This window comes from Stutzerimonas sp. 21-1 (assembly GCF_056336065.1).
The window spans coordinates 359862-386659 of sequence record NZ_CM150500.1; the positions used below are offsets into that span (position 1 = coordinate 359862).

Here is a 26798-nt window from a genome sequence, read left to right on the forward strand (position 1 = left end):
GTAGGGTCACTCGAGCATGCGCAGCACGCCGAGCGAGCAGGACACCAGACCGAGGGCGACCAGGAAGTAGCCCGGCAGGATATCCAGCAGCCGTTGCACCAGCCCCGTGCCGGCCAGTCGACGCGAAAGCAGGCTGTAGGCGAGCAGCACGCACAGATCGATGACCGCCCAGATCGCGATCAGCGTCAGCGCCTGCGGTGCGAACGGCTGCGTGGGCAGGATGAAACCGGGCAGGAAGGCGAGGAAGAACAGGATGTCCTTGGGGTTCGACAGGCCGACCGCCATTGCCCGCCAGAAGTGATGCGTCTGGCTCCTGGCGGATTGCCGGTGGTCGCTGCCGCCGCCGCACAGGCTGTCGGCGCCGAGCCAGATCAGGTACAGCCCGCCGAGTACCTGACCCCACTCGAGCACCACTGGCTCGAAATCCAGCGCCAGGTAGATCGCCAGCAGCGCGCCGATCATCAGCACCTGCGCCGACAACACGCCGCCGAGAATCGTCCACAGCGGCCAGACGCGCCGCGCATCGGCGACCACCAGTGCGACCACCGGCCCGGGGGAGGCGATCAGCAGGGCGACCGCCGAGGCGAAGGCGAGATAGGTGGCGTTCATAGCTCGGTCACCAGGCCGAACACCCGCTGCTGCTTGCCCAGTCGCTCGGCATAGAAGCGCGGGTTGCAGATGGCGAAGGCGCGCTGGATCCAGCGGTCGCTGCCGTCGAACCGCGCATCGAAGCGACTGCGCGCGTGCACCGTGCGGCGATTGTCGATGATCAGCAGATCGCCCGGGCACAGCCGGATCGGCTCGACCACCGACCAGGCGATGGCGCGCAAACGTTCCAGCAGGGTCTGGGCGCGATTGCTGAAGGCGAGCATGAACTGCGGGTCGAAGCGCAGGAACGGCGCGTCGGGGTCGCCGTAGAGCACCGTCTGGTGCTTGTCGATGTCGATGCGCTGGTTCTTTTCGCTCGGGCCGTAGTCGGAAAGGAAGTTGTACGGCTCGTTGAGGAAGAACAGCTGCTCCTCGTAGCTCAGTCTGGCGAGGATGCGTTCCGCCGAGGCGACATAGGTGATCGCTTCCGCCTCCGGGTCCTGGCGCAGGCAGAGCAGCAGCAGGTAGTCCGGCTGGATGGCGTGGAAGGCGTTCTCGGTGTGCAGGTCCAGTTCGGTGTCGAAACTGTCGGAGGTCGCCGCGCGCGACTGTCCGCGCTGCGGGAAGAAGTTGTTGACGATCGCGCCGCCGGATTCCTGCAGGTAGCCGACCGGCTCGCCGAGCAGCACGGTCGCCTGCAGCAGCAGCCGTTCGCTGCTGTCGTCGTGCTTGTGCAGCGCCTCGCGGCTGGCCGGGGTCGGCGGAATCTCGCCGATCGGCAGGTGCCTCAGGTGCAGGAAGCCGGTCGGGTTGCCGAACAGCTTGAAGTTGAGGATCTGCGCGATCTGCTGCCGGTCCAGTCCGCCGCGCTCGATGCTGGCAGCCAGGAGGTGGTCGAAATTATTCGCGGACATGTCATCCTTCCCTGAGTTTTTCTTGATCGGGCGGTGCACTCGCTCGGACGATGCCGTTCCGAGAAGGCCCGTGGCGTCGCAGTATCGGAACGGAGCGAGGCGGTGAAAAATGGAAAAAACGACCTGCTGGGATGACTTTTACTCATGCTGCGGAGGTGCCCGGTGACGATCCGGCTGCCACCGCTGTATGCCTTGCGCGCCTTCGAGGTGGCGGCGCGCTTCGGCTCCTTCACCGAGGCGGCGCAGAGCCTGTGCATCACCCAGAGCGCCATCAGCCGGCACGTGAAGACGCTGGAACAGCAGCTCGGCTGCCAGCTGTTCGAGCGGCGCGGCTCGCGACTGGCGCTGACCGACACCGGGCGCCGGCTGGCGCAGGAGCTGAAAGTCGGGTTCGGCACCATCGAGAACGCCTGTGTCGCGGTGACCCGCCAGCGTGGCGCGTTGCGCCTGAAGGCTCCCTCGACGCTGACCATGCGCTGGCTGCTGAACACGCTGGAGGCCTTCCAGCTGGCCTATCCGCAGCAGCGCGTGCAGCTGACCAGCGCCTGGATGGACCTCGATGCGGTGGACTTCAGCAGCGAGCCGTTCGATTGCGCGATCCTCCTCGGCGACGCCGCGCTGGCCGCCGATGGCCACTGCCTGAAGCTGTTCGATGAGTGGCTGGTGCCGGTTTGCGCACCGACGTTGCTCGGCGATCAGCCGTGGGACGCCGCGCGCCTGGCGGCGGCGGAGCTGATCCACCCCTCGCGTGACCGCCGCGACTGGCGGCGCTGGCTGGCGCGGGTCGGCCTGGCCGACGCCGTGCCCTGGCAGCAGGGCAAGCTGTTCGACACCCTGGAGTTGGGTATTTCCGCGGCGGCGCAGGGCCACGGCGTGTCGATCGGCGATCTGGCGCTGGTTGGTGCCGAGCTGGCGCGCGGCACGCTGGCGCTGCCGTTCGACGCCGCGGTGCGCTCCGGCGACAGCTACTACCTGGTCTGGCCTGCCCACGGTGCGGCGCATCCGGTGCTGGCGCAGATGAAGGATTACCTGCTCGCCCATCTGCCCGATGTGCAGGCCCAGGGTGTGCGCCTGCTCGACTGAAGCCGCGGCCATTCAGTCATTGCCCCCTCTCCCGCGAAAGGGGAAAATGGCCGCCTTTTTCTACGTACACCCCGCAGGAGATCAGCGATGCCCAGCCGTCGTGAGCGAGCCAATGCCATCCGCGCACTCAGCATGGATGCCGTGCAGAAAGCCAACAGCGGCCACCCAGGTGCCCCGATGGGCATGGCGGACATCGCCGAAGTGCTCTGGCGCGACCACCTCAAGCACAGCCCGACCAACCCGCAGTGGGCCGACCGCGACCGCTTCGTGCTGTCCAACGGCCACGGCTCGATGCTGATCTACTCGCTGCTGCACCTGACCGGTTACGACTTGTCCATCGACGACCTGAAGAACTTTCGCCAGCTGCACAGCAAGACCCCGGGCCACCCCGAGTTCGGCTACACCGCCGGCGTCGAGACCACCACCGGCCCGCTGGGCCAGGGCATCGCCAACGCCGTGGGCTTCGCCCTGGCCGAGAAGATCATGGCCGCGCAGTTCAACCGTCCGGGCCACGAGATCGTCGATCACAACACCTACGTGTTCCTCGGCGATGGCTGCATGATGGAAGGCATCAGCCACGAGGTCTGCTCGCTGGCCGGTACGCTCGGGCTGAACAAGCTCACCGCGTTCTACGATGACAACGGCATCTCCATCGACGGCGAGGTGCACGGCTGGTTCACCGACGACACCCCGCGCCGCTTCGAGGCTTACGGCTGGCAGGTGATCCGCAACGTCAACGGCCACGACGCCGACGAGATCCAGATCGCCATCGAAACCGCACGCAAGAGCGACCGACCGACGCTGATCTGCTGCAAGACCATCATCGGCTTCGGCTCGCCGAACAAGCAGGGCAAGGAGGAATCCCACGGCGCTGCGCTGGGTGACGCCGAGATCGCCCTGACCCGTGAGGCGCTGGGCTGGAACCACCCGCCGTTCGAGATTCCCGCCGACATCTACGCCGAGTGGGACGCCAAGCAGAAGGGCGCCGACGCCGAGAACGAGTGGAACCAGCGCTTTGCCGCCTACGCCGCCGAGTTCCCGGAACTGGCTGCCGAGTTCAAGCGGCGCATGGCCGGTGAGCTGCCGGCCGATTTCGCCGAGAAGGCGTCGGCCTTCATCCGCGAGGTCGCCGACAAGGGCGAAACCATCGCCAGCCGCAAGGCCAGCCAGAACTGCCTGAACGCCTTCGGCCCGCTGCTGCCGGAACTGCTCGGTGGCTCGGCCGACCTCGCCGGCTCCAACCTGACCCTGTGGAAGGGCTGCAAGCCGGTGGTGGCCGAGGATGCCTCGGGCAACTACATGTATTACGGCGTGCGCGAGTTCGGTATGAGCGCGATCATGAACGGCGTCGCCCTGCACGGTGGCCTGATTCCCTACGGCGCGACCTTCCTGATGTTCATGGAATACGCGCGCAACGCGGTGCGCATGTCGGCGCTGATGAAGCAGCGTGTGCTCTACGTGTTCACCCACGACTCCATCGGCCTCGGCGAAGACGGCCCGACCCACCAGCCGATCGAGCAGCTGATCAGCCTGCGTACCACGCCGAACCTGGACACCTGGCGCCCGGCCGATACCGTCGAATCGGCGGTGGCCTGGAAGTACGCGCTCGAGCGCAAGGACGGCCCGAGCGCGCTGATCTTCTCGCGGCAGAACCTGCCGTTCCACGTGCGTGACAACGAGACCGAAGCGGCTATCGCCCGCGGCGGCTACATCCTGAAGAACTGCGTCGGCGAGCCGGAGCTGATCCTTATCGCCACCGGTTCGGAAGTCAGCCTGGCGGTTCAGGCTGCCGATAAGCTGAGCGAACAGGGCCGCAAGGTGCGCGTCGTGTCGATGCCCTGCACCAGCGTGTTCGACGCCCAGGACGCGGCCTACAAGCAGCAGGTACTGCCGGTGGAAGTTGGTGCGCGCATCGCCATCGAGGCGGCGCATGCGGACTACTGGTACAAGTACGCCGGTCTGGATGGCCGCATCATCGGCATGACCACTTACGGCGAGTCGGCCCCGGCCGGCCAGCTGTTCGAGGAGTTCGGCTTCACCGTCGACAACATCCTCGCGGTGGCCGAAGAACTGCTGGAAGACTGATATCGCGCGGTGGTGGATGGCTTCGGCCATCCACCCTACGTAAATCACCTTGTGTCGGGTGCAAAACCCGCGCAGCGGTTTTCCACCGACAGGATCGACGAATCCGATGGCCAACGCCCGTCCCTATCGCGTCGCCCTCAACGGCTACGGCCGCATCGGCCGTTGCGTGCTGCGTGCCTTCTATGAGCGCGGCGCGGCCTTCGACTTCCAGTTCGTTGCGCTCAACGACCTGGCCGACATGGCCAGCCTGGAATACCTCACCCGTTTCGACTCCACCCACGGTCGCTTTCCCGGCGAGGTAAGCGTGGTTGGCGATTGCCTGCATCTCAACGGCCACTGCGTGAAGGTGCTGCGCGAGTCGACGCCGGAGGCCATCGACTGGCGGGCGCTGGATGTCGATCTGGTACTGGAGTGCTCCGGCGCCTACACCACACGCACCGATGGCGAGCGCTTTCTCGCCGCCGGCGTGCCGCGGGTGCTGTTCTCGCAGCCGATGGCCAGTGCCGCCGACATCGATGCCACCGTGGTGATGGGCATCAATCAGCAGCAGCTGAGTGGCGCCGAACGGCTGGTATCCAACGCCTCGTGCACCACCAACTGCGGGGTGCCGCTGCTCAAGCTGCTCAACGATGCAATCGGGATCGAGTTCGCCTCGATCACCACCATCCATTCGGCGATGAACGACCAGCCGGTGATCGACGCTTACCACCACGAGGACCTGCGCCGCACGCGCTCGGCCTTCCAGTCGGTGATTCCGGTGTCCACCGGCCTGGCGCGCGGGATCGAGCGCCTGCTGCCGGAACTCTCTGGGCGGATTCAGGCCAAAGCGGTGCGAGTGCCGACGGTGAACGTCTCCTGCCTGGATATCACCCTGCAGACCGCAAGCGATACCGATGCGCAGACGATCAACCGGGTGCTGCGCCAGGCGGCCGAAGCCGGCCCGCTCAAGGGGTTGCTGGCCTACACCGAACTGCCGCATGCCAGTTGCGATTTCAATCACGACCCGCACTCGGCGATCGTCGACGGCAGCCTGACGCGGGTATCCGGGCCGCGGCTGGTGAACCTGCTGGCCTGGTTCGACAACGAATGGGGCTTCGCCAATCGCATGCTGGACGTCACCGAACATTATTTGCGCGTGGCTCATCGCGCCTAGCGAGCCGCGCCTGCAACATCGCTGCCTATCGACCTTAAGGAAGATCAACATGACCGTTTTGAAGATGACCGACCTCGACCTCGCCGGTAAGCGCGTGCTGATCCGCGAAGACCTCAACGTGCCGGTGAAGGATGGCGCGGTGAAGAGCGACGCACGCATCCTGGCGTCGCTGCCGACCATCAAGCTGGCGCTGGAGAAGGGCGCCGCGGTGCTGGTCTGCTCGCACCTGGGCCGCCCGGAAGAGGGTGTCTACAGCGAGGAAGACAGCCTCAAGCCGGTCGCCGACTACCTGAGCAAGGCGCTCGGCCGTGAGGTTCCGCTGGTCAAGGACTACCTCGACGGCGTCGAGGTCAAGCCGGGCGAGCTGGTGCTGCTGGAGAACGTACGCTTCAACAAGGGCGAGAAGAAGAACACCGACGAGCTGGCACAGAAATACGCCGCGCTGTGCGACGTCTTCGTCATGGACGCCTTCGGCACCGCGCACCGCGCCCAGGGTTCGACCCATGGCGTGGCCAAGTTCGCCAAGGTCGCCTGCGCTGGCCCGCTGCTGGCCGCCGAGCTGGACGCGCTGGGCAAGGCGCTGGACAAGCCGGCGCGGCCGATGGTCGCCATCGTCGCCGGTTCCAAGGTGTCGACCAAGCTCGACGTGCTGACATCGCTGGCCGACATCTGCGACCAGCTGATCGTCGGCGGCGGCATCGCCAACACCTTCCTCGCCGCGGCCGGCTACAAGGTTGGCAAGTCGCTGCATGAAGCCGATCTGCTCGACACCGCCAAGGCCATCGCCGCCAAGGTCGCCGTGCCGCTGCCGGTGGACGTGGTGGTCGCCAAGGAGTTCGCCGAAAGCGCCGAGGCCACGGTCAAGGCCATTGCCGACGTCGCCGACGACGACATGATCCTCGACATCGGGCCGAAGACCGCGGCGATGTTCGGCGAAATGCTCAAGGCTTCGCAGACCATCCTCTGGAACGGCCCGGTCGGCGTGTTCGAATTCGACCAGTTCGGCAACGGCACCAAGGTCTTGGCCCAGGCCATCGCCCAGAGCCCGGCGTTCTCCATCGCTGGCGGCGGCGACACCCTGGCGGCGATCGACAAGTACGGCGTGGCCGAGCAGATCTCCTATATCTCCACCGGCGGTGGCGCCTTCCTCGAGTTCGTCGAGGGCAAGGTGCTGCCGGCCGTGGAAGTGCTGGAACAGCGCGGCGCCGAGTAATCTCGGCGATCTGTCGGGCGGGCTGCGGCTTGCCCGGCAGGCAACGGCGTGGCAACCCCGGCCGGCGCCTGTGGTCTGTGTTGTGTCAGACACAAGGAAAGGGGATGCACCATGCGCTATGCCGTTCTGGCTGTTTGCTGTCTGGGGCTGGCCGGTTGCGCCGGCGACCCACCGGATACCGCCTGTGAAGTGTTCGAGCCGCCGGCAGCGAGCGGTCCCACGGCCGAACGCGACCAGCGTGTTGAGATGCAGGCCACCGGTGACCCGACGGTGACCACCCGCACCGATCTGCAGGATTGCCCCTGATTTCATTGCCAAGGAGCCGAAATGAAAGGCCTGTCGATTCTCGCCCTGGCGCTGCTGCTGGCCGGTTGTAGCCACTGGCAGTCCGGCCCGGACGCGCCATTCGTGCGCTGGAAGTGCAAAGGCCAGCAGCACATCGGCTGGCGCTACGCCGACAGCGGGAAGACCGCCATCGACCTGAAGATCGGCAACAACGAACGCATTCATACGCTCAAGCGGGAACCTGCCACCTACGGCAGTTTCTATAGCGACGGCGTGATTGCGTTCCACGACAAGGGCAACGAGGCGCTGGTCTACCGCGTGGCCGATGACGAGCTGCTGGCCCACGGCTGCAGCGCCTCGCTGATCAACCTCTAGCCGAGCGCGGCGCCTTCGATGCGAAAGCCGCGACCGGCGCTGGTAATTGGCGTGCCCGCCACTACAATGCCGCGCCCAGCGTGCCGTGCTTGAACAGCGCCGGCCACTGCGGCAGGCTTACACGATTAAACGACCCTGACCGGGAGAAAGGAAAACATGGCACTCATCAGCATGCGCCAGATGCTCGACCACGCCGCCGAGTTCGGCTACGGCGTGCCGGCCTTCAACGTCAACAACCTCGAGCAGATGCGCGCCATCATGGAAGCGGCCGACAAGACCGATTCCCCGGTGATCGTCCAGGCTTCCGCCGGTGCGCGCAAATACGCGGGTGCCCCGTTCCTGCGTCATCTGATCCTCGCCGCCATCGAAGAATTCCCGCACATCCCGGTGTGCATGCACCAGGACCATGGCACCAGCCCGGACGTCTGCCAGCGCTCGATCCAGCTCGGTTTCTCCTCGGTGATGATGGACGGCTCGCTGAAGGAAGACGGCAAGACCCCCGCCGACTATGACTACAACGTGCGCGTGACCCAGCAGACCGTGGCCTTCGCGCATGCCTGCGGCGTCTCCGTGGAAGGCGAGCTGGGTTGCCTGGGCAGCTTGGAAACCGGCATGGCCGGCGAGGAAGACGGCGTCGGCGCCGAGGGCGTGCTCGATCACAGCCAGCTGCTGACCGATCCGGAAGAAGCTGCGCAGTTCGTCAAAGCCACCAAGGTCGACGCGCTGGCCATCGCCATCGGCACCAGCCACGGCGCCTACAAGTTCACCAAGCCGCCGACCGGCGACACCCTGTCGATCCAGCGCATCAAGGAAATCCACGCGCGTATTCCCGACACCCATCTGGTGATGCACGGTTCCTCCTCGGTGCCGCAGGAGTGGCTGAAGATCATCAACCAGTACGGTGGCGAGATCGGCGAAACCTACGGCGTGCCGGTTGAGGAAATCGTCCAGGGCATCAAGTACGGCGTGCGCAAGGTCAATATCGACACCGACCTGCGCCTGGCGTCCACCGGCGCGATCCGCGAATTCATGGCGAAGAATCCGGCCGAATTCGACCCGCGCAAGTACTTTGCCAAGACCGTGGCGGCCATGCGCGACATCTGCATCGCCCGTTACGAAGCCTTCGGCACTGCCGGCAACGCCAGCAAGATCAAGCCGATCTCGCTGGAAGGCATGTTCCAGCGCTACGCCAGCGGTGAGCTGGACCCGAAGATCATCTGATCGATTCGGCCAAGAAAAAAGCCCGCACAAGTGCGGGCTTTTTCATGTCTGGTGTTCGGCGGGTTACGCGCTGCGGGCGCGCTCAGCTGGCCAGCAACTGCTGGATCTGGCTGCGCAGCGAATCCAGCGAAAACGGTTTGGCCAGCACCGGCGCGGCGCGCGCCAGGTCGCTACCGGACTCATAGATCTCGATCGGATAGCCGCTGATGAAGATCACTTTCAGGTCCGGGCGCAGCTTCAGCGCGGGCTCAGCGATCATCACTCCGGACACGCCGTCCGGCAGCCGGTAATCGCTGATCAGCAGGTCGAGGCGCGGCTTGGTCGCCAGAATCTCGAAGGCGCGGGCGGCGCTATCGGCCTGCAGCACCTGATAGCCCTCGCCGGCCAGGTACTCGGACAACAGAAAGAGAATGTGCGGCTCGTCTTCGACGAGCAGGACGACGTTGCTGGGGACAGGTTGCATCGGCGCAATTCTCGGAGTTTTTCATGACAGTTGCGATATCGGCGCGGTGTCTGGCTAACGCAGCGCCATGAGCTTGGAGCAGGACCGCCCTGGCAAGTTCAGCGATCAGCGTACGGTCGTCAACCGCTACCTTGGTGCCCCCTGCCGGTGCGAGGTCTGGCCGCGAGGTGCCGACGCGGCTAGGCTCAGGCTTTTGCGGAGAGCTGCGATGAGCGAACCCGAACCGCTGCAAACCATTGCCGAGCGCACCCTCGATCACTACCGGCAGAGCGCCGAGGCGTTCCGCGCCGGCACGCGCGACCATGATGTCAGCCAGAACATCGCCGCCTTGCTGAAACATATCCATGCGCCGTCGCCGCTGCGCATCCTCGATCTCGGCTGCGGCCCCGGGCGCGATCTGAAGACCTTCGCCGCGCTTGGGCATGTCGCCGTGGGGCTGGACGGTGCCGAGCCCTTCGTCGCGATGGCGCGGGCCGACAGCGGTTGTGAAGTCTGGCATCAGGATCTGCTGCGCCTGGAGCTGCCGGATGCGGCATTCGACGGCATCTTCGCCAATGCCGTGCTGTTCCACCTGCCCAGTCGCGAACTACCGCGGGTGCTGCGCCAGCTGTACGCGACGCTTAAGCCGGGCGGGGTGTTGTTCTGCTCCAATCCACGGGGGAACAACGAGGAGGGCTGGAGCGGCGGCCGTTACGGTTGCTGGTACGACTGGCCGACCTGGCGTGCGCAGCTGTGCGCGGCGGGCTTCGAGGAACTGGAGCATTTCTACCGCCCCAGCGGCTTGCCGCGTGCGCAGCAGCCGTGGCTGGCGAGCGTCTGGCGCAAGCCTGCGGCCGACCGATGAGTCACGCAGAATGCAAGCTGCAAGCCAGGCGATCATGCGTAATGCAAGATCACTGTATTCGGTGTATTTATATAAGTATCTGATTTTAAAAAAATAAATCGCTGTTTGTGGGTTGGCATGAACACTGCTCGTGTTTCGGGTGCTGGAACTTTTTACCGGAGCAGAACAATGAATGCAGCCCAACGTTTTCTTACTGCCGCGTTTCCCGAATTCGAAGTGCTCACCGCTCCCCGCCCGGATGGTGGCTTGCTGCTGACCCTACGCAACGACGATCGGACCATCATCAAGCGCGCCCTTTCCAAGGGACAGACCCAGGCGGATATCCAGTTGCAGTGGGTGGTCAGCTCGATCCGCCGTGATCTCGCACTGGAAGCGGGAATGTCTCCGGCCATCGCCCATCTGCAGAGCCAGAGCCGCACGGCGCTGCCGACCTACGAATACGCCTGAGGACGCGCCGGGCCGGTTCCGCAAGCGGCGCCGCCCGGCACCGACCGCGCCGCAGAGCCGGGCGTCGTATCACCGTCACGAGAGGAAAGCCTGATGAATGCCATCGACCTGCTGATCCAGGATCACGAGCGCGTGAAGGACATCCTGACGCGCCTGACCGAATCCACCGAGCGTGCGGTCAAGACCCGTACCGAGCTGCTGCACAAGCTGGAAATGGAAGTCACCATCCATACCCAGCTGGAAGAACAGATTCTCTACCCCGCCTACAAGGATGCCGGCGCGAAGGAAGAGTTGAAGATGTATTACGAGGCCAAGGAGGAGCATCGCGCGGTGGATTCGCTGGTGCTGCCTGACCTCAAGGCCACCGATCCGGCAAGCGTGGAGTTCTCCGGGCGCGCCAAGGTGTGCAAGGAGCTGCTCGAACATCACCTCGAGGAAGAGGAATCGGAGATGTTCCCGCAGGCGCGTGAAATGTTCGACGCGGCCCAGCTGGAAGACATGGGCAAGCAAATGGAGGCGCTGCGTTCGCGCATGAAGAAGGAGTTCGCCGCCAAGCAGGCGGCCTGAGGTCTCGTCAGAGCGCCGTGCTCCGCCCGCTCATGAGGCTGACGGAGCACGCTGTCCGTACTGCTGGCGCGCTGGCAATCGGCGCGCGCGGTTGCCGCTGTGGAAACTGCCATGGCAGCGGCACTCTTGGCCGCAACGGCGGTCTATCTCCCGTGAATCTGACGATTCCAGAACTTGCCGGCCCGCCGCCGGTTCACCCGAAGGAGGTTATCCATGCGTCTCACCTATCTATTGCCCCCGCTGCTCGGTCTGCTGCTGGTTGGCTGTGGCGAAGACAAGCAGTCCGAACCCACTCCGCCGCCGGCGACCACCGAGCAGCCTGCCGCGCCTTCGACTGCGCCGGCTCCGACTCCAGAGCCGACTCCGGCTCCGACCCCTGCTCCGGAAACCGGGACGGGCACCGGCACCACTGGCGACACCACTACGCCGCCGGCCGGTGGCAGCACCAGCTCGCAGTGAGCCGATTGGTTGCGGGAGCGCAGGCTCCCGCAACCAATGCGATGCGATGCCACGGAGATCACGATGAAGCCAACAACGCTACTGCTGTGCTGTGCCCTCGGTCTGCTGCTCGGTTGTTCGCCGGAAGACGAGCAGGACTCCGCGCTGGATAACGTCGAGGAAAACGCGCAGGAGTATCACAACACCGCGACCGATCCCGCCGGCCCCGGCGAGGTGTCGCCGCCATCGACGCCGCCAGCCGAATAAACGCCTCGCCTCAGACGCACTGTCCGGCTGCGTGGCCGGAGGCCCAGGCCCACTGGAAGTTGAAGCCACCGAGGTGGCCGGTTACGTCCAGCACTTCGCCGACGAAATACAACCCCGCCGACTTCTGCGATTCCATCGTCTTGGATGACACCTCGCGCGTGTCGACGCCACCCAGCGTGACTTCGGCGGTGCGATAGCCCTCGGTGCCCGCCGGCACCAGTTGCCAGTCGCCCAGCCGCGCCGCCACGCTTTTCAGTTCGGCAGGTGTGTACTGCTTGAGCGGTTTGGAAGCGAACCACAGCTCGCAGAGCAGCGTCGCCATCTTGCGGGTGAACACCTCGCCCAGCAGCGTCTTCAACTCGATATTCGGTCGTGCCGTCTGCTCGTCGAGCAACCACTGCTCGGCATCGCGCTCGGGTAGCAGGTCGATCGCCAGCGCCTCGCCGGCCTGCCAGTAGGAAGAGATCTGCAGCATCGCCGGGCCGCTCAGGCCGCGGTGGGTGAACAGCAGGTTCTCGTGAAAGCTCTGCCCATTGCAGCTTACCCGGCAATCGACCGACGTCCCCGACAGCTCGCCGCACAGCGCCTTGAGCGCCGGCTCGGTGATGGTGAAAGGCACCAGGCCGGCACGCGTCGGCAGCACGGTGTGGCCGAACTGGCGGGCAACCTGATAGCCGAACCCGCTGGCGCCCAGCGTCGGGATCGACAGGCCACCGGTGGCGATCACCAGCGACTGGCAGTGCAGCGCGCCGAGGCCGGTTTCCAGCGCATAGCCCTGTGCGGTTTTCTCGATCGCCTGCACCGCCGTGTTCAGGTGCAGCTCGACACCGGCATCGCTGCACTCGGCGAGCAGCATCTCGAGAATGTCGCTGGACTTGTTATCGCAGAACAGCTGGCCGAGTTTCTTCTCGTGGTATGGCACGCCGTGGCGTGCGACCAGCTCGAGAAAATCCCACTGTGTGTAGCGCGCCAGCGCCGATTTGCAGAAGTGCGGATTGTTGGAGAGGAAGTTCGCCGGCTCGGTGTACAGGTTGGTGAAGTTGCAACGTCCGCCGCCGGACATGAGGATCTTCTTGCCGGCCTTGTTGGCGTGATCGAGCAGCAGCACCTGGCGGCCGCGCCGCGCGGCGCTGAATGCGCACATCAGGCCGGCGGCGCCGGCGCCGATGATGATGACCTCAGTAGTTCGCACGGCTTGCCCTCGTTCGCGAAAAGGCGCGCATCTTACCGTGCCGGCGGCGTTACGGCTGCCCGGCGGGCGGGGCGCTGCCCAGCTTGAGCAGGTGCACCGCCATGCTGCGCAGCGGCGCCAGCTGCCGGCTGATCAGGCCGAGCTGGGTCTGCACCAGACGATGGCCGTCGTCGATATCTTCCGGTAGCTGTTCGAGTTGCTGCGCCAGCGCTTCTTCCGCGTCGCTGTGGATGGTCGGTGCGCGGCCGTCGCGCAGCGCCGCGGCCAGCTCGTCGAGGCTCTGTGCCAGACGCTCGGCGGCGTCTTCGAGCAGCGCGTCGCTGGCGTCGTCCGGCAGCGTTTCGCGATGCGCGCCGAGGCCGGACAGGTAGCTGAGCAGGGTGTGCGAGAGCACCAGGAAGCGGAAGCCGCTCTCGGCGTCGCGGCGAAAGTGCCCCGGCTCCAGCAGCATGTTCGACAGGGTGGTGGATAGCGCCGCGTCGGCGTTGTGCGCGTTACGCCGCGCCAGCCGGTAGGCCAGGTCGTCGCGCTTGCCGCTTTCGTACTGGCGCATGATCTGCCGTAGGTAGTCGGCGTTGCAGCTCAGCGTGTTGGCCACCATCTGGTTCAGCCGACGGCCCTGCCAGTCCGGCAGGATCAGGAACACCGCCGCCGCCGCGATGGCGCTGCCCAGCAGGGTGTCGAACAGCCGCGGCCAGATCAGGCCGTAGCCGTCGCCGATCTGGTTGAAGCAGAACAGCACCAGGAGGGTGATCGCCGCGGTCGCCAGGGTGTAGCGCGTGCTACGGGTGGCGAAGAACACCACGCCGGCGATGACCGCAAACAGTGCCTGCATCTGGGTGCCGGGAAACAGATCGAACAGCGCCCAGCCCGCCAGCAGGCCGAGCACCGTGCCGCTGACCCGCTGTACTAGCTTGATGCGCGTCGCGCCGTAGTTGGGCTGGCAGACGAACACGGTGGTCAGCAACACCCAGTAGCCCTGCTCGGGGTGAATCGCGTGCAGTACCGCATAGCCGCAGACCAGCGCGATGCTCATGCGCAGCGCATGGCGGAACAGCAGCGAGGTGGGCGTCAGCTGCAGGCGCACGCGGCTGAGTGCTTCGCCCAGTGTCTGCGGCTGGCGGTCGAGCAGGCTGCTGTCCTGCTCGCCGGCCAGGGAGTCGGGATTGCTGGCGCTGGCGAGCTGGCGCTGCATGGTCGAGAGGTTGCCGGACAGCGCGCGCAGCGAGCGCAGCAGCCCGCGCCAGGCTGGGTTCTGCTGCGCGCGCAGATGATCCAGCGACGCCTGCAGGTCGTCGAGCGCCTGGGCGTTGGCTTCACTGTAGTGGAACGCCTGACGCAGCTGGATAGCGGTGCCGAGTTCGGCGCAGGCGCTGGCCTGCAGGCGCAGCAGGCGCTGGCAGCGGAACAGCACGTCACTGTGGAAGAACGCCTCGGCGAGCGCCTGATAGGGATAGTGCGAGGAGCTGACGCGCTCGTGCAGGTCCTGGGCGAGGAAATACAGCTTCAGGTAGTGGCTGATCCGCGTGCCCGGGCGGCCGCCGCCCAGGCGGTGCAGCAGGGTTTCCTTGGCGGCGTTGAGCGCGCTGACCACCCGGCCGTTCTGCTGTGCCAGCTGCAGCCGCCGCTCTTCCACGTCGAGCGAGCGAATTGGCTCGAACAGCGCGGCCTTGAGCTTGAAGTACTGTCCCAGCTCGCGATACAGCCGCGCCAGGCTCTGCTGTACCGGCTGGTGGGTGAACAGCGCATCCCAGAGCACCGAGAGCAGACCGTACCAGGCGGCGCCGGCGAGCAGCAGCAGCGGATCGCGCCAGAAGTTGAGGCTGGCACCGTCACGCTGGTCGGCGGCGATCATGCTGTAGATCGACAGGATCAGCGTGGCCTGGGCGATGGTTGCGTAGCGTTCGCCGAGCGCGCCGAGCATCACCAGCACGAACGTCGAGACCGCCAGCCCGAGCGCGAACAGCCAGGGGTAGGGAAACAGCAGTTCCACCGAGACCGATGCCACGCTGAAGCACAACAGGGTGGCCAGCAGCGCGCCCAGGCGTCCGCGCCAGCTGTCGTCGGTTTCCGCCAAGGCGCTGGCGATGATGCCGAGGAACAGCGGGATCACCAGCGCCGGCTGCCCGAGCCAGCTGCTCAGGCCCATGCTCCCGGCCAGCGCGATCAGCACCCGCAGGCTGTAGCCGAACTTCTCCAGCGCCCAGAGGCGACGCAGCGAATGACGGAGCGAGGCGGTCGGCATGTAAAGGTCGGCCTTGATGGAAGATTGGGCATCGAATCGCCGCCCGGTGCGGGCGGCCGTTCGCAACGCAAAGTTATACCGCCGCGCCGGTCACGTACCACCGCGCAGGCATCTTTCTGTTTACCGTCGCACCGAGCGATCTACCGCCGGGATCGGTAACCGGTTCTAGAGCAGCCTGACCTTCAGCGAACGTCCCTTGATGCGTCCTTCGTTCAGACGCTTGAGTGCCTGCCTGGCCACCCCGCGCTCGACCGCGACGAAGGCCTGGAAGTCGAACAGCGCGATCTTGCCGACCTGGCTGCCGGCGATGCCCGCTTCGCCGGTCAGCGCGCCGAGGATGTCACCTGGGCGCAGCTTGTCCTTGCGGCCGGCGGCGATGCACAGCGTCACCATCGGTGGCTGCAGCGGCTCGCCGGCCTTGGCCTTCAGGCTATCGAACGGCTGCCAGTTCAACGGCGCCTGCTGCAGCTTCTCGATGGCCTGGGCGCGATGCGCTTCGGCCGGCGCCACCAGACTGACCGCCAGGCCGCGATTGCCGGCACGCCCGGTACGGCCGATGCGATGCACGTGAATCTCCGCATCGCGCGCCAGTTCGACGTTGATCACCATGTCCAGCGCGTCGATGTCCAGCCCGCGTGCCGCCACGTCGGTGGCGACCAGCACCGACAGGCTGCGGTTGGCGAACATGGCCAGGACCTGATCGCGGTCGCGCTGCTCCAGATCGCCGTGCAGTGCCATCGCCGAGATGCCGCGCGCGCCGAGGTAGTCCACCACGTCCTGGCACTGCTGCTTGGTGAAGCAGAACGCCACGCAGCTCTGCGGGCGGAAACTGGCGAGCACGCGCAGCACGGCCTCCAGGCGCTGCTCGGCGTCGATCTCGTAGAAGCGCTGCTCGATCTGCACATCGTCATGCAGCGCGGCGACCTTCACCGACTGCGGATCGCGCATGAAGGTTGTCGCCAGCTGCTGGATGCCGGCCGGGTAGGTGGCCGAGAACAGCAGGGTCTGCCGTCGCGCGGGCGTCTGCGCGATGACCTCGGCGATGGCGTCGTAGAAGCCCATGTCGAGCATGCGGTCGGCTTCGTCGAGTACCAGCGTGTTGAGTCCGTCGAGGCTCAGCGTGCCCTTCTTCAGATGCTCCTGCACCCGCCCAGGGGTGCCGACGATGACGTGCGCGCCATGCTCCAGCGAAGCGATCTGCGGGCCGATGGATACGCCGCCGCAGAGCGTGAGGATCTTGATGTTGTCCGCGGCCCGGGCGAGCCGGCGCAGTTCCTTGGCGACCTGGTCGGCCAGCTCGCGGGTCGGGCACAGCACCAGCGCCTGACAGCCGAAGTAGCGCGGGTTGAGCGGCTCCAGCAGGGCGATGCCGAAGGCAGCGGTCTTGCCGCTGCCGGTCTTGGCCTGGGCGATCAGGTCGCGGCCCTTGAGCATGTCCGGCAGACTCTGCGCCTGAATCGGCGTCATCTCGGTGTAGCCGAGCGCGGCGAGGTTGGCCAGAGTGGCGGCGGAAAGGGGCAGTGAGGAAAAGTCGGTACTGGGCACGGCGGGAGTCTTCGCAAGGGAGGCGGACGCCAGTCTATCAGGCAGCCGGTACGGGCGCCGCACCGCGCCGGCCGGGTTACGCATATGGCTGGCGAAACGTTCTGAAAGCTATACGAGCGGAACCCCACAGGGTGCTGTTGATCGAAAATTGCTCATTTCCACATTGAGGAGGTCGTTTTGTCCCGCGCTTTGTTCTTTCTCGGATTGTTTGCACTGCCAGCCCTGGCAGACGAGCCAGCCCTGTATGGCCGCTATGAGCACATCAGGATCGAAGAACTCGGCAAGACCCTGCCGGCCAAGATGGATACGGGCGCCATGACGGCGTCCCTGTCGGCCCGCGACATCGAGCAGTTTCAGCGTGATGGCGAGGACTGGGTACGTTTCCGCCTGGCGGTCGATGGTGCCGATGACACCCTTTACGAGCAGCGCATGTTGGGTATCAGCCGGATCAAGACGCGCGCGGAGGAGGGGAGTGCGGTCGATCCCGAGCGCGAACCGCCCCGTGCCGAGCGGCCGATCATTGGCATGCAGCTGTGTATCGGCGATCAGCTGCGCGAGGCCGAGGTGAACCTGACGGACCGCACCCACTTCAGCTATCCCTTGCTGATCGGTACCGACCTCATTCGCGACCTGCGCGCCGCGATCAATCCGGCAGACCGGTACACGGCAGGTCGCCCAACCTGCTGATCCGGCACGCGGAGCTTGCGCACCGCTGGACGCCGCGCCGGAGCTGGACGGGTCCGCGCGACTCTGGCTGGTGCACGTACCGCTTCACGCTGCTTTTTTCGGCAGTGGGCGGTGTTGGGCATGGCCCGCCCAAGCAAAGTTCTTTTCCCGCGCGACGTGTGCTGCCAATCACAGGTGTCTATTTATTATCTGCAAAGAGTTTAAGCAAAAGGGAAGAATGCTTGCGTTTTGTGAAAAGTATATGTCGGCTTTATTAATCTATGGCTGGGTGTCAAGTTAAACCGTTGATTATTAGGCAAAGTATTTTGCCATTATTAGCTTCAAATTATTGAGTTGAAATTTGCACGCTCTGGACGCCTGATTTTCGCGACTGGCGAGTCAGTTTCGTGACTGGTGGGTTCATGTTTCAAGATGTTTCGGTGGGGTGTGCATCGGCTTTAACCCGGGGGTCAGGCTCCGGGGGGAGGTGCGACGTCAGGTGTGCCTGGCTGCTGCTTTTGCCTGTGCGAAGGAGCTTCGCTACGTCTGCGCTGTTTCGCTCGTCCTACTAAAGTCGGGGCTTTCATTGGCGAAGCCTCCTTTGTTAGATTCAGCAATGTGGATTCCATTCCCTTGCAATAATAATAAGATGGAGAACGCGTCAATGGCTGACAACAATAACGAAAACGCTGCTGCGTACTGGAAGGCGAATGTTCGCCTTATAGTATGGAGCTTGGTGGCATGGGCTTTCGCGGCCTATGGGCTGGGCATCGTCCTGCGTCCGATGTTAATGGGCATTCACATCGGGGGTGCGGATATAGGCTTCTGGTTTGCTCAACAAGGCTCGATTATCACGTTCCTTTTGATCATCTTTCACTACGCGTGGCGGATGAACAAACTGGACAAAGAATTCGGCGTTGAGGAGTAACCCATGAGCCAGTACTGGATAAACATGCTGTTCGTGGGCGCGTCATTCGCCCTCTATTTCGGTATCGCGGCTTGGGCCCGTGCCGGTTCCGCCAAGGAGTTCTATGTCGCCGGTGGTGGCGTCCATCCCGTAACCAACGGTATGGCGACCGCGGCGGACTGGATGTCCGCGGCATCCTTCATTTCCATGGCGGGTATCATCGCCTTCGGTGGCTACAACACCTCCGTCTACCTGATGGGCTGGACCGGTGGTTATGTGCTGCTGGCGATGCTGCTGGCGCCCTACCTGCGCAAGTTCGGCAAGTTCACGGTACCGGATTTCATCGGTGACCGGTTCTACAGCCGTGGTGCGCGCCTGGTAGCGGTACTCTGCCTGCTGCTGATCTCTCTGACCTACGTAATCGGCCAGATGGCTGGTGCTGGTATTGCCTTCTCGCGCTTCCTGGAGTTGAGCAACGAAGCCGGTATCTGGATCGCTGCAGCGGTCGTGTTCGTCTACGCGGTATTCGGCGGCATGAAGGGCATCACCTACACCCAGGTGGCGCAGTACGTCGTGCTGATCATTGCCTATACCATCCCGGCGGTGTTCATCGCCTTCCAGCTGACCGGCAACCCGATTCCGTCGCTGGGCATGATCGGCAATGACGTCGAGACCGGCCTGCCGCTGCTGCAGAAACTGGATGCCGTGGTAACGGACCTGGGCTTTGCGGCCTACACCGCCGACACCGACAACCGGCTGAACATGATCCTGTTCACCCTGTCGCTGATGATCGGTACTGCAGGTCTGCCGCACGTGATCATCCGCTTCTTCACCGTACCGAAGGTGGCTGATGCGCGCTGGTCGGCTGGCTGGACGCTGATCTTCATCGCCCTGCTGTACCTCACGGCTCCGGCGGTGGCCTCGATGGCTCGTCTGAACCTGGTAGATACCGTTTATCCGGATGGTCCGAAAGGACAGGCGATCCTCTATGAAGAGCGCCCGAACTGGATCAACACCTGGGAAGATACCGGTCTGATCAAGTGGGAAGACAAGAACAGCGATGGTCGGATCCAGATGTACAACGACGCCAACGCTGCCTTCGCTCCGACTGCGCAGGAGCGCGGCTGGAACGGCAACGAGCTGACCGTCAACAACGACATCATCGTGCTGGCCAACCCGGAAATCGCCAACCTGCCGGGCTGGGTCGTCGGTCTGATCGCTGCGGGTGCTATCGCTGCTGCGCTGTCCACAGCGGCGGGGCTGCTGCTGGCGATCTCCTCGGCGTTCAGTCATGACCTGATCAAGACGTTGATCAATCCGAAAATCAGCGAGAAGAACGAGATGATTGCCGCTCGCCTCTCGATGACCGGTGCGATCATCCTGGCTACTTGGCTGGGTCTGAACCCGCCGGGCTTCGCGGCACAGGTGGTGGCGCTGGCGTTCGGTCTAGCGGCATCCAGCCTGTTCCCGGCGCTGATGATGGGGATCTTCTCCAAGCGCGTGAACAGCAAAGGTGCGGTTGCGGGGATGCTGGTCGGTGTGGTGAGCACCGCCGTGTACATCTTCCTGTATCTGGGCTGGTTCTTTATCCCAGGCACCAACACCTTCGCCAACGTGCCGGCTGAGTGGATGTTCGGTATTTCCCCGCAGGCCTTCGGTGCCGTCGGTGCGATCCTGAACTTCGCCGTTGCCTACGCCGTATCGATGGCTACCGAGGCTCCGCCGCGGGAGATCCAGGATCTGGTCGAAAGCGTTCGCACACCGAAGGGTGCTGGCGCAGCGATTGGCCACTAAACGATAATGCGGCCGGACGTCAGCGCGGCTGACGCGAGGTTGAAGTAAGAATCGGGCTTCCATCTGGAAGCCCGATTTTTTTGAGGAAGTGATCTATGTTCTGGCATCTCATCGCAGCAGCGGCTGCCGCCCTGGCGGGTGCAGGGATTGCGTTAGTACTGCGCTCCCTGTCCGGCAAGCGGTTGCCTATGTGGATCATCCCGGTGTTCGCCGGGCTGGGCATGTTCGGCTACACGATCTACTACGAGTACACCTGGTTCGAGACGTCGCAGGCCCGCCTGCCGCAGGGTTCTGTGGTGATATCCAGCGAGGAGGGCCACATGCTGTGGCGCCCCTGGACGCTGCTGTTCCCTATGCCGCTGGCCTACACAGTGCTCGACAGTACCAACGTGCAGATCCAGGACGTCGCGCAGGGACGCCTGGCCCGGTTCGTTCTGTATCGCTTCGAGAAGCAGCACCTGATCTCCACGGTGAAAAGCGGCAAATACCAATTACTCTGCAACGAGAAGGCGATGTTCCGGCTCAACGATGCCGGCGAGGCCAAGATGGAAACCCTGACCGAACTGGAAACGGACGCCCCGCTTTACCAGGCCATCTGCACCCGGCCATAGATTTCCCTGTCCTCGCACGAGCGGCAGCCGTGCCGCTTGCGGCGAGGTGCGTACATCGGCGTGGCGCAGGGGGCTGGCGAGCGAGCCGGCGTGGTCGCCCGGACGCAGGTGAGATCAGAGAGAGTGCCGCGCGACCTGCTGCGAGCGCTTCCAGCAGCGGACGCGCCGAGCCAGCTCATCGATGCGTTCGATACCCAGGCGACGGGCGCGGCTCATCAGGATCAAGGCGATCTGCGCCGTGGCCAGTGCATCGGCGGAGGCATGGTGGCGCTGCGGAATATCGATATGGAAATACTGCAGCCAGTGATCGAGTCCGCCACGGTGAATCATCGCGTGCGGGAACAGCATCGGCGCCAGGTCGGCCACGTCGAGAAAGGTATTTTGCAGGGTGTAGCCCAGATCTTTTTTTAGCGCACGACCCAGCATGCGCTCATCGAAGGGCGCGTGAAATGCAAGGATCACGCTGTCACCGGCGAACTCCATGAAACTGAGCAGCGCATCGGCTGGCGGCAGACCACTGGCCAGCTCGCTGGGCGCGATGCCGTGAATCAGCACGCTTTCGCTGAACTTGATCTGCCGGTTGAGTGTGCACTCGAACTGCTGGGAGAAATCGATCGCCGCGTTTTCGATGGTCACGGCGCCGATGGAAATGACCAGATCGCGCTTGAGGTGCAGACCGGTGGTTTCGAGGTCGAGCACCACCATGCGCTGTTCGCGCAGCGGGGTTCCGTCCGGCGCGGCGGGGCGCTTCAGTTTGGCCAGGCGTTGCTGCTGATCGAGCGTGAGCTTCGGCCCGCGCGGGTGGAACCAGGTCATTTTCATCTCGGATCTACAACTGATAGCGCACGGCCAGGCTCGTCTGCAGACGCTGGGCCTGGCGGAACGATTCGCGCAGGATACGGCGGTCGAGTGCGTTGAGCGTATCCGGGTCGAGCCGGTTGGAATAGGGCGCCTCGTCGCGCGCCTGTTGCTGGTGATGCTGCATGCGGGTCTGCTGGATGAAGTGGTAGGCCTCTTCGTAGGCGGCGCCATCCTTGGCGTCGATGATGCCTTTCTCGACCAGGCGGCGCAGGCGCTCGAGCGTGTTGCACTCGCCGATTCCGTTGGCCAGCGCCAGAAGCCGGGCGCCGTCGACGAAGGGAGTCAATCCCTGGACCTTGAGGTCGAGTGTGTCTTTGCCATCGCCTTTGCGCGCCAGCACGAAATCGCGGAAGCGGCCCACCGGCGGGCGGTGACGCAGGGCGTTGTCGGCCATCATGCGCTGGAAGATGCGATTGTCCGCCACTTCGGCAAGCAGATCCTGACGCAGTTGTTCGCAGCCTTCCTGCGGACCCCAGACCGCACGCAGGTCGAAGAAGATGGTGCTGCTGAGCAGATTTTCCGGCGTCGCTTCGCGCACGAATGCGCTGAAGCGCCGCCCCCACTCCTGGCGTGACAGGCACAGCTCAGGGTTGCCGGCCATGATGTTGCCGCGGCACAGGGTGAAACCGCAGGTGTCCAGGTCACGGTTGATGCGTTCGGCCAGCGGCAGCAGCCGTCCGCGCCGAAGAGCGGCCTCGGCGGCGTCGGTCGCTTCGAAGAGGATGCCGTTGTCCTGGTCAGTGTGCAGGGTCTGCTCGCGGCGACCTTCGCTGCCGAAGCACAGCCAGGTGAATGGCACGCCCGGGTCGCCCATATCGCGGATGGCCAGCTCGATCACCCGGCGCACGGTGTGGTCGTTGAGCAGCGTGATGATGTGGGTGATCTGCGTCGAGGAAGCGCCATGCGCGAGCATGTTGTCGACCAGCTGCTTGATGCGGCCGCGGATCGCCACCAGCGCTTCGACCCGGTCGGCGTGACCGATGGTCTGCGCCAGGTGCACCAGATCGACGCGCTGCAGGGAGAACAGGTCGCGTTCGGAAATCACGCCCACTAGCTGGCCGTTGTCAACCACGCAGACATGGGCGATGTGGCGCTCGGTCATGGCGATGGCGGCGTCGAAAGCGGTCGCTTCCGGTGGCAGGTGGAACGGTTCGTGGGTCATGTAGCAGGAGATCGCCGCGCTCAGCTCGCCGGCCTCGGCGCCGATCACGCGACGCAGGTCGCGCAGCGTGAAGATGCCCAGCGGACGTTGCTGTTCGTCGACGATGACGATGCTGCCGACGTTGTTCTGCTGCATCAGTGCCACGGCCTCGCGCAGTGGCAGGTCCGGCAGGCAGGCGACCGGATGGTGCACGGCAAGCTCGCCGATGCTGGTTTCCAGCGAGTAGTTCTCGCCCAGGGTCTCGACGGCGCGCATCTGCGCCTGCTGGTTGACCAGGTCGAGCAGGCTACTGACGCCGCGGATAGCGAAATCGCGGAAGGGACTGGAGATCGAGATCAGCTGCACGAAGGCCGGCTTGTTCAGCAGAAGACAGAAGGTGTCCTCGGCGGCCAGGTGCGCGGTGCGCGTGGCGCGCTCGCCCATCAAGGCGGCCATCGGGAAGCACTCGCCGACGATCACTTCGAAGGTGGTTTCGCTGCCACGCTTGGCGCCGTGCGGGCGCTGTCCGTGCACGCGGCCCTGCTTGACGATGTAGAAGTGCTGCACCACGCCGTCGTCGGGCGAGATGATGTGCTCGCCGGCGGCGTAGAAGCGCAGCTCGCAGTTCTCCACCAAGTAGGCGAGGTGGGCCTTTTCCATCAGGTTGAACGGTGGGAACTTGCGCAGGAACTCCATGGTGCCGTGGATGTTCTGCAAGACGGCGGTCTTGCCGGCGGCGGCGAGGGCGTCAGCTGTGCTCATGGCGGGATTCCGTTTTTGTTCATGTTCGGCTGCGGCCGGACTCGGGCACATTGGACGTAAGTCTAGTCAGCCGACGGTGTGGGCGGACTGATCGGGATCAGCGTAGGGGCGGGGACTCCGCCTCGGCTGCAGCGGTGCATCGCGTCCGCTGGCGCAAAAAAAATGCCAGTCAGCGGGGCTGACTGGCATTGGATCGGTCGGCGGCGAGCTTATTCTCCGCCGCGGTGGATCAGAACAGCACGCGGCTGCGGATGGTGCCGTTGACCTGTTGCAGTTTCTCCAGCGCGAGGTCGGAGTATTCCTTGTCGACGTCGATCACCACGTAGCCGACCTTCTCGTTGGTCTGCAGGAACTGGCCGGCGATGTTGATGCCGTTGTCGGCGAAGACCTTGTTGATCTCGCTCATCACGCCCGGGATGTTCTGGTGGATGTGCAGCAGGCGGTGCTTGCCCGGATGCGACGGCAGCGCCACTTCGGGGAAGTTGACCGAGGAGACGGAGGTGCCGTTGTCGCTGTAGCGCACCAGCTTCTCGGCAACTTCCAGGCCGATATTGGCCTGCGCCTCGGCGGTGGAGCCGCCGATGTGCGGGGTGAGGATCACGCGATCCAGGCCGCGCAGCGGGCTGACGAACTCTTCATCGTTGGACTTGGGCTCGACCGGGAATACATCGATGGCGGCGCCGATCAGGTGTTCGTCCTTGATCGCGGCGGCCAGGTGATCCAGCTCGACCACGGTGCCACGGGCGGCGTTGATCAGGATGCTGCCCTTCTTCATGGCGCGGATTTCTTTCTCGCCGATCATCCACTGAGTGGACGGCAGCTCCGGCACGTGCAGCGAGACGATGTCGCACATGCCCAGCAGGTCGTACAGCGAACCGATCTGCGTGGCATTGCCCAGCGGCAGCTTGGCGACCACGTCATAGAAGAACACCTGCATGCCCAGCGCTTCGGCCAGGACCGACAGCTGGGTCCCGATGGAACCGTAGCCGATGATGCCGAGCTTCTTGCCGCGGATCTCGAAGGAGTTGGCGGCGGACTTGATCCAGCCCCCACGCTGGCACGCGGCGTTCTTCTCCGGGATGCCGCGCAGTAGCAGGATGGCTTCGGCGAGCACCAGCTCGGCTACCGAGCGGGTGTTGGAGTAGGGCGCATTGAAGACCGCGATGCCACGCTCGCGGGCGGCATTGAGGTCGACCTGGTTGGTGCCGATGCAGAAGCAGCCGACGGCGATCAGCTTCTTGGCGGCCTCGAAGATTTCCTCGGTCAGCTGGGTGCGCGAGCGAATGCCGATGAAGTGTGCGTCGGCGATCTTTGCCTTCAGCTCCTCGCCGGTCAGCGCGGTCTTGAGGTATTCGATGTTCGAGTAACCGGCGGCCTTCAAGGTATCGAGGGCGTTCTGATGGACGCCTTCGAGAAGAAGGAACTTGATCTTGCTCTTGTCGAGTGAAGTCTGGCTCATCTGCATTAAAACCTTTAAGGCCGGAGGTGAAGACAAGTGTCCAGCGAAGGCTGGCCGCACCGGCGCACGCGGTGTGGGAAGTCTGCCGAGGCACGTTTCGAAGGGGTGCTTATGCTAGCATACGCACCCTCTGAATCACCCATTTCCGAGCTGAAGCGTACTCAGGGTGACCATGAATCATATGAGTGTTCCCGCGATGACCGACTCCGCCCTGATTGCTGAACTGCAAACCCTGGTCGAGCCCGGCAAGGTGCTGACCGATGCTGACTCGCTGAGTGCCTATGGCAAGGACTGGACCAAGCATTTCGCGCCGGCGCCGTCGGCCATCGTGTTCCCCAGAAGCGTCGAACAGGTGCAGGCAGTCGTGCGCTGGGCCAATGCGCGCAAGGTGGCGCTGGTGCCTTCTGGCGGGCGTACCGGGCTTTCGGCCGCGGCGGTAGCCGCCCACGGCGAGGTGGTGGTGGCGTTCGACTACATGAACCAGATCGTCGCGTTCAACGAGATGGACCGCACGGTCGTCTGCCAGCCTGGCGTGATCACCGCCCAGTTGCAGCAATTCGCCGAGGACAAGGGCCTGTACTACCCGGTGGACTTCGCGTCGGCCGGTTCCAGCCAGATCGGCGGCAACATCGGCACCAATGCCGGCGGAATCAAGGTGATTCGCTATGGCATGACGCGCAACTGGGTCGCCGGGCTCAAGGTCGTGACCGGCAAGGGCGATCTGCTGGAGCTGAACAAGGACCTGGTCAAGAACGCCACCGGCTACGACCTGCGCCAACTGTTCATCGGCGCCGAGGGCACGCTGGGTTTCGTGGTCGAGGCGACCATGCGCCTGGAGCGCCAGCCGACCAACCTCACCGCGCTGGTACTGGGCACCCCGGACTTCGACTCGATCATGCCGGTGCTACATGCCTTTCAGGACAAGCTCGACCTGACCGCCTTCGAGTTCTTCTCCGACAAGTGCCTGGACAAGATCCTCGCCCGCGGCGACGTGCCGGCGCCGTTCGAGACCCGCGCGCCGTTCTACGCGCTGCTGGAATTCGAGGCCACCACCGAGGAGCGCGCCGAGCAGGCGCTGGCGACCTTCGAGCGCTGCGTCAGCGAAGGCTGGGTGATCGATGGGGTGATGAGCCAGAGCGAGCAACAGTTGCAGAATCTGTGGAAGTTGCGCGAGTACATCTCCGAAACCATCTCCCACTGGACGCCGTACAAGAACGACATTTCGGTAACCGTCAGCAAGGTGCCGGCCTTCCTGGCTGACATCGACGCCATCGTCAGCCAGAACTACCCGGATTTCGAGGTGCTCTGGTACGGTCACATCGGCGACGGCAACCTGCACCTGAACATTCTCAAGCCCGAGGCGCTGACGAAGGAGGAGTTCTTCGCCAAGTGCGCAGCGGTGAACAAGTGGGTGTTCGAGACCGTCGAGAAATACAACGGCTCGATTTCCGCCGAGCACGGTGTCGGCATGACCAAGCGCGACTACCTGCAATACAGCCGCTCGCCGGCGGAAATCGAATACATGAAGGCGGTCAAGGCGGTGTTCGATCCGAACGGAATCATGAACCCCGGGAAGATCTTCCCGCTCTGACCCGCCGGGTGGCGAGTGACTATCGGTCCTTGCCCACCCTCGACCGCCACCCCTGGTGGAAGCGTTGCGCGGTTTCCACCC

Annotated in this window: 25 protein-coding genes and 1 pseudogene; 17 read left to right on the forward strand and 9 right to left on the reverse strand. The window is 64.4% G+C overall.

Annotated elements, in window-relative coordinates:
- Window positions 1-6 precede the first annotated feature (6 nt).
- Together AC0ZJQ_RS01640 and AC0ZJQ_RS01645 are read right to left on the reverse strand one after the other, a co-directional pair.
- On the reverse strand, window positions 7-609 hold the full coding sequence (locus AC0ZJQ_RS01640; protein ID WP_155551171.1) for a LysE family translocator: 603 nt from the start codon (window positions 607-609) through the stop codon (window positions 7-9).
- The gene (locus tag AC0ZJQ_RS01645) at window positions 606-1502 is read right to left on the reverse strand and encodes a TauD/TfdA family dioxygenase (protein WP_476477251.1); all 897 of its coding nucleotides are present in this window, start codon (window positions 1500-1502) and stop codon (window positions 606-608) included. The genes AC0ZJQ_RS01640 and AC0ZJQ_RS01645 overlap by 4 nt, the downstream gene beginning before the upstream one ends.
- 162 nt (window positions 1503-1664) lie before the next feature.
- Between AC0ZJQ_RS01645 and AC0ZJQ_RS01650 the strand changes: the two genes are divergently transcribed.
- The 7 genes from AC0ZJQ_RS01650 (at window position 1665) to fba (ending at window position 8917) form a co-directional block, all read left to right on the forward strand.
- A complete protein-coding gene (locus tag AC0ZJQ_RS01650; RefSeq protein WP_476477252.1) occupies window positions 1665-2585 on the forward strand; it encodes a LysR substrate-binding domain-containing protein in 921 nt (306 codons plus the stop codon).
- A gap of 87 nt (window positions 2586-2672) precedes the next feature.
- The gene (gene tkt, locus AC0ZJQ_RS01655) at window positions 2673-4670 is read left to right on the forward strand and encodes a transketolase (RefSeq protein ID WP_155551168.1); all 1998 of its coding nucleotides are present in this window, start codon (window positions 2673-2675) and stop codon (window positions 4668-4670) included.
- 106 nt (window positions 4671-4776) lie between these two features.
- Window positions 4777-5823: an erythrose-4-phosphate dehydrogenase gene (gene epd / locus AC0ZJQ_RS01660; RefSeq protein WP_155551167.1), complete on the forward strand. Its 1047-nt coding sequence runs from the start codon at window positions 4777-4779 to the stop codon at window positions 5821-5823.
- A gap of 49 nt (window positions 5824-5872) precedes the next feature.
- The gene (locus AC0ZJQ_RS01665) at window positions 5873-7036 is read left to right on the forward strand and encodes a phosphoglycerate kinase (RefSeq protein WP_476477253.1); all 1164 of its coding nucleotides are present in this window, start codon (window positions 5873-5875) and stop codon (window positions 7034-7036) included.
- A gap of 111 nt (window positions 7037-7147) precedes the next feature.
- Window positions 7148-7342 (forward strand): hypothetical protein, encoded by a 195-nt coding sequence (locus AC0ZJQ_RS01670; protein ID WP_008568462.1) that lies wholly within the window; start codon window positions 7148-7150, stop codon window positions 7340-7342.
- Window positions 7343-7363: 21 nt separating this feature from the next.
- Window positions 7364-7696, forward strand: a complete 333-nt coding sequence (locus tag AC0ZJQ_RS01675; protein WP_155551165.1) for an MliC family protein — start codon at window positions 7364-7366, stop codon at window positions 7694-7696.
- 156 nt (window positions 7697-7852) lie between these two features.
- Window positions 7853-8917 (forward strand): class II fructose-bisphosphate aldolase, encoded by a 1065-nt coding sequence (gene fba / locus AC0ZJQ_RS01680; protein WP_155551164.1) that lies wholly within the window; start codon window positions 7853-7855, stop codon window positions 8915-8917.
- A gap of 82 nt (window positions 8918-8999) precedes the next feature.
- Here fba and AC0ZJQ_RS01685 read toward each other — a convergent pair whose 3' ends face one another.
- Window positions 9000-9380 carry a response regulator gene (locus tag AC0ZJQ_RS01685; protein ID WP_138300905.1) on the reverse strand — a complete coding sequence of 127 codons (381 nt, stop codon included), beginning with the start codon at window positions 9378-9380 and terminating at the stop codon, window positions 9000-9002.
- 208 nt (window positions 9381-9588) lie between these two features.
- Here AC0ZJQ_RS01685 and AC0ZJQ_RS01690 point away from each other — a divergent pair, with 208 nt between their 5' ends.
- The 5 genes and pseudogenes from AC0ZJQ_RS01690 to AC0ZJQ_RS01710 all read left to right on the forward strand — a co-directional run bounded on the left by AC0ZJQ_RS01690 (window position 9589) and on the right by AC0ZJQ_RS01710 (window position 11943).
- The gene (locus AC0ZJQ_RS01690; protein WP_155551163.1) at window positions 9589-10224 is read left to right on the forward strand and encodes a class I SAM-dependent methyltransferase; all 636 of its coding nucleotides are present in this window, start codon (window positions 9589-9591) and stop codon (window positions 10222-10224) included.
- Window positions 10225-10392: 168 nt separating this feature from the next.
- Window positions 10393-10671, forward strand: a complete 279-nt coding sequence (locus tag AC0ZJQ_RS01695; RefSeq protein WP_054094394.1) for a DUF3509 domain-containing protein — start codon at window positions 10393-10395, stop codon at window positions 10669-10671.
- Window positions 10672-10764: 93 nt separating this feature from the next.
- Window positions 10765-11238 (forward strand): hemerythrin domain-containing protein, encoded by a 474-nt coding sequence (locus AC0ZJQ_RS01700; protein WP_043297832.1) that lies wholly within the window; start codon window positions 10765-10767, stop codon window positions 11236-11238.
- Window positions 11239-11451: 213 nt separating this feature from the next.
- A pseudogene (locus tag AC0ZJQ_RS01705) lies at window positions 11452-11673 on the forward strand (hypothetical protein); the annotation flags it as partial.
- Window positions 11674-11760: 87 nt separating this feature from the next.
- A complete protein-coding gene (locus AC0ZJQ_RS01710; protein ID WP_155551162.1) occupies window positions 11761-11943 on the forward strand; it encodes a hypothetical protein in 183 nt (60 codons plus the stop codon).
- Window positions 11944-11953: 10 nt separating this feature from the next.
- Here AC0ZJQ_RS01710 and AC0ZJQ_RS01715 read toward each other — a convergent pair whose 3' ends face one another.
- From AC0ZJQ_RS01715 to dbpA, 3 genes are all read right to left on the reverse strand, one after another.
- Window positions 11954-13135, reverse strand: a complete 1182-nt coding sequence (locus AC0ZJQ_RS01715) for a BaiN/RdsA family NAD(P)/FAD-dependent oxidoreductase (protein ID WP_178091671.1) — start codon at window positions 13133-13135, stop codon at window positions 11954-11956.
- A 49-nt stretch (window positions 13136-13184) separates the two neighbouring features.
- Entirely contained in the window at window positions 13185-15380 is a 2196-nt protein-coding gene (yccS, locus tag AC0ZJQ_RS01720; RefSeq protein ID WP_476477254.1) for a YccS family putative transporter, read from the reverse strand.
- A 165-nt stretch (window positions 15381-15545) separates the two neighbouring features.
- Window positions 15546-16925 (reverse strand): ATP-dependent RNA helicase DbpA, encoded by a 1380-nt coding sequence (gene dbpA / locus AC0ZJQ_RS01725; protein WP_476477255.1) that lies wholly within the window; start codon window positions 16923-16925, stop codon window positions 15546-15548.
- A gap of 177 nt (window positions 16926-17102) precedes the next feature.
- Between dbpA and rloA2 the strand changes: the two genes are divergently transcribed.
- The 4 genes from rloA2 (at window position 17103) to AC0ZJQ_RS01745 (ending at window position 20903) form a co-directional block, all read left to right on the forward strand.
- Complete coding sequence (rloA2, locus tag AC0ZJQ_RS01730) at window positions 17103-17612, forward strand: retropepsin-like aspartic peptidase RloA2 (RefSeq protein WP_476477256.1); 510 nt, start codon at window positions 17103-17105, stop codon at window positions 17610-17612.
- A 643-nt stretch (window positions 17613-18255) separates the two neighbouring features.
- The gene (locus AC0ZJQ_RS01735) at window positions 18256-18519 is read left to right on the forward strand and encodes a DUF4212 domain-containing protein (protein WP_054094398.1); all 264 of its coding nucleotides are present in this window, start codon (window positions 18256-18258) and stop codon (window positions 18517-18519) included.
- Between the two features lie 3 nt (window positions 18520-18522).
- On the forward strand, window positions 18523-20292 hold the full coding sequence (locus AC0ZJQ_RS01740; protein WP_476477257.1) for a sodium:solute symporter family protein: 1770 nt from the start codon (window positions 18523-18525) through the stop codon (window positions 20290-20292).
- 95 nt (window positions 20293-20387) lie between these two features.
- Window positions 20388-20903 carry a hypothetical protein gene (locus AC0ZJQ_RS01745; RefSeq protein ID WP_301619645.1) on the forward strand — a complete coding sequence of 172 codons (516 nt, stop codon included), beginning with the start codon at window positions 20388-20390 and terminating at the stop codon, window positions 20901-20903.
- 114 nt (window positions 20904-21017) lie between these two features.
- On the opposite strand, the gene AC0ZJQ_RS01750 is transcribed toward AC0ZJQ_RS01745, so the two are convergent.
- The 3 genes from AC0ZJQ_RS01750 to serA all read right to left on the reverse strand — a co-directional run bounded on the left by AC0ZJQ_RS01750 (window position 21018) and on the right by serA (window position 25126).
- The gene (locus tag AC0ZJQ_RS01750; protein ID WP_301619646.1) at window positions 21018-21725 is read right to left on the reverse strand and encodes a 3'-5' exonuclease; all 708 of its coding nucleotides are present in this window, start codon (window positions 21723-21725) and stop codon (window positions 21018-21020) included.
- A gap of 7 nt (window positions 21726-21732) precedes the next feature.
- Window positions 21733-23667, reverse strand: a complete 1935-nt coding sequence (locus AC0ZJQ_RS01755; protein WP_008568442.1) for a putative nucleotidyltransferase substrate binding domain-containing protein — start codon at window positions 23665-23667, stop codon at window positions 21733-21735.
- A gap of 229 nt (window positions 23668-23896) precedes the next feature.
- Window positions 23897-25126, reverse strand: coding sequence for a phosphoglycerate dehydrogenase (gene serA / locus AC0ZJQ_RS01760; protein WP_008568441.1), 1230 nt, complete (start codon window positions 25124-25126; stop codon window positions 23897-23899).
- A gap of 196 nt (window positions 25127-25322) precedes the next feature.
- On the opposite strand from serA, the gene AC0ZJQ_RS01765 reads away from it, so the two are divergent.
- A complete protein-coding gene (locus tag AC0ZJQ_RS01765; RefSeq protein ID WP_314020037.1) occupies window positions 25323-26717 on the forward strand; it encodes an FAD-binding oxidoreductase in 1395 nt (464 codons plus the stop codon).
- Window positions 26718-26798: the final 81 nt, after the last annotated feature.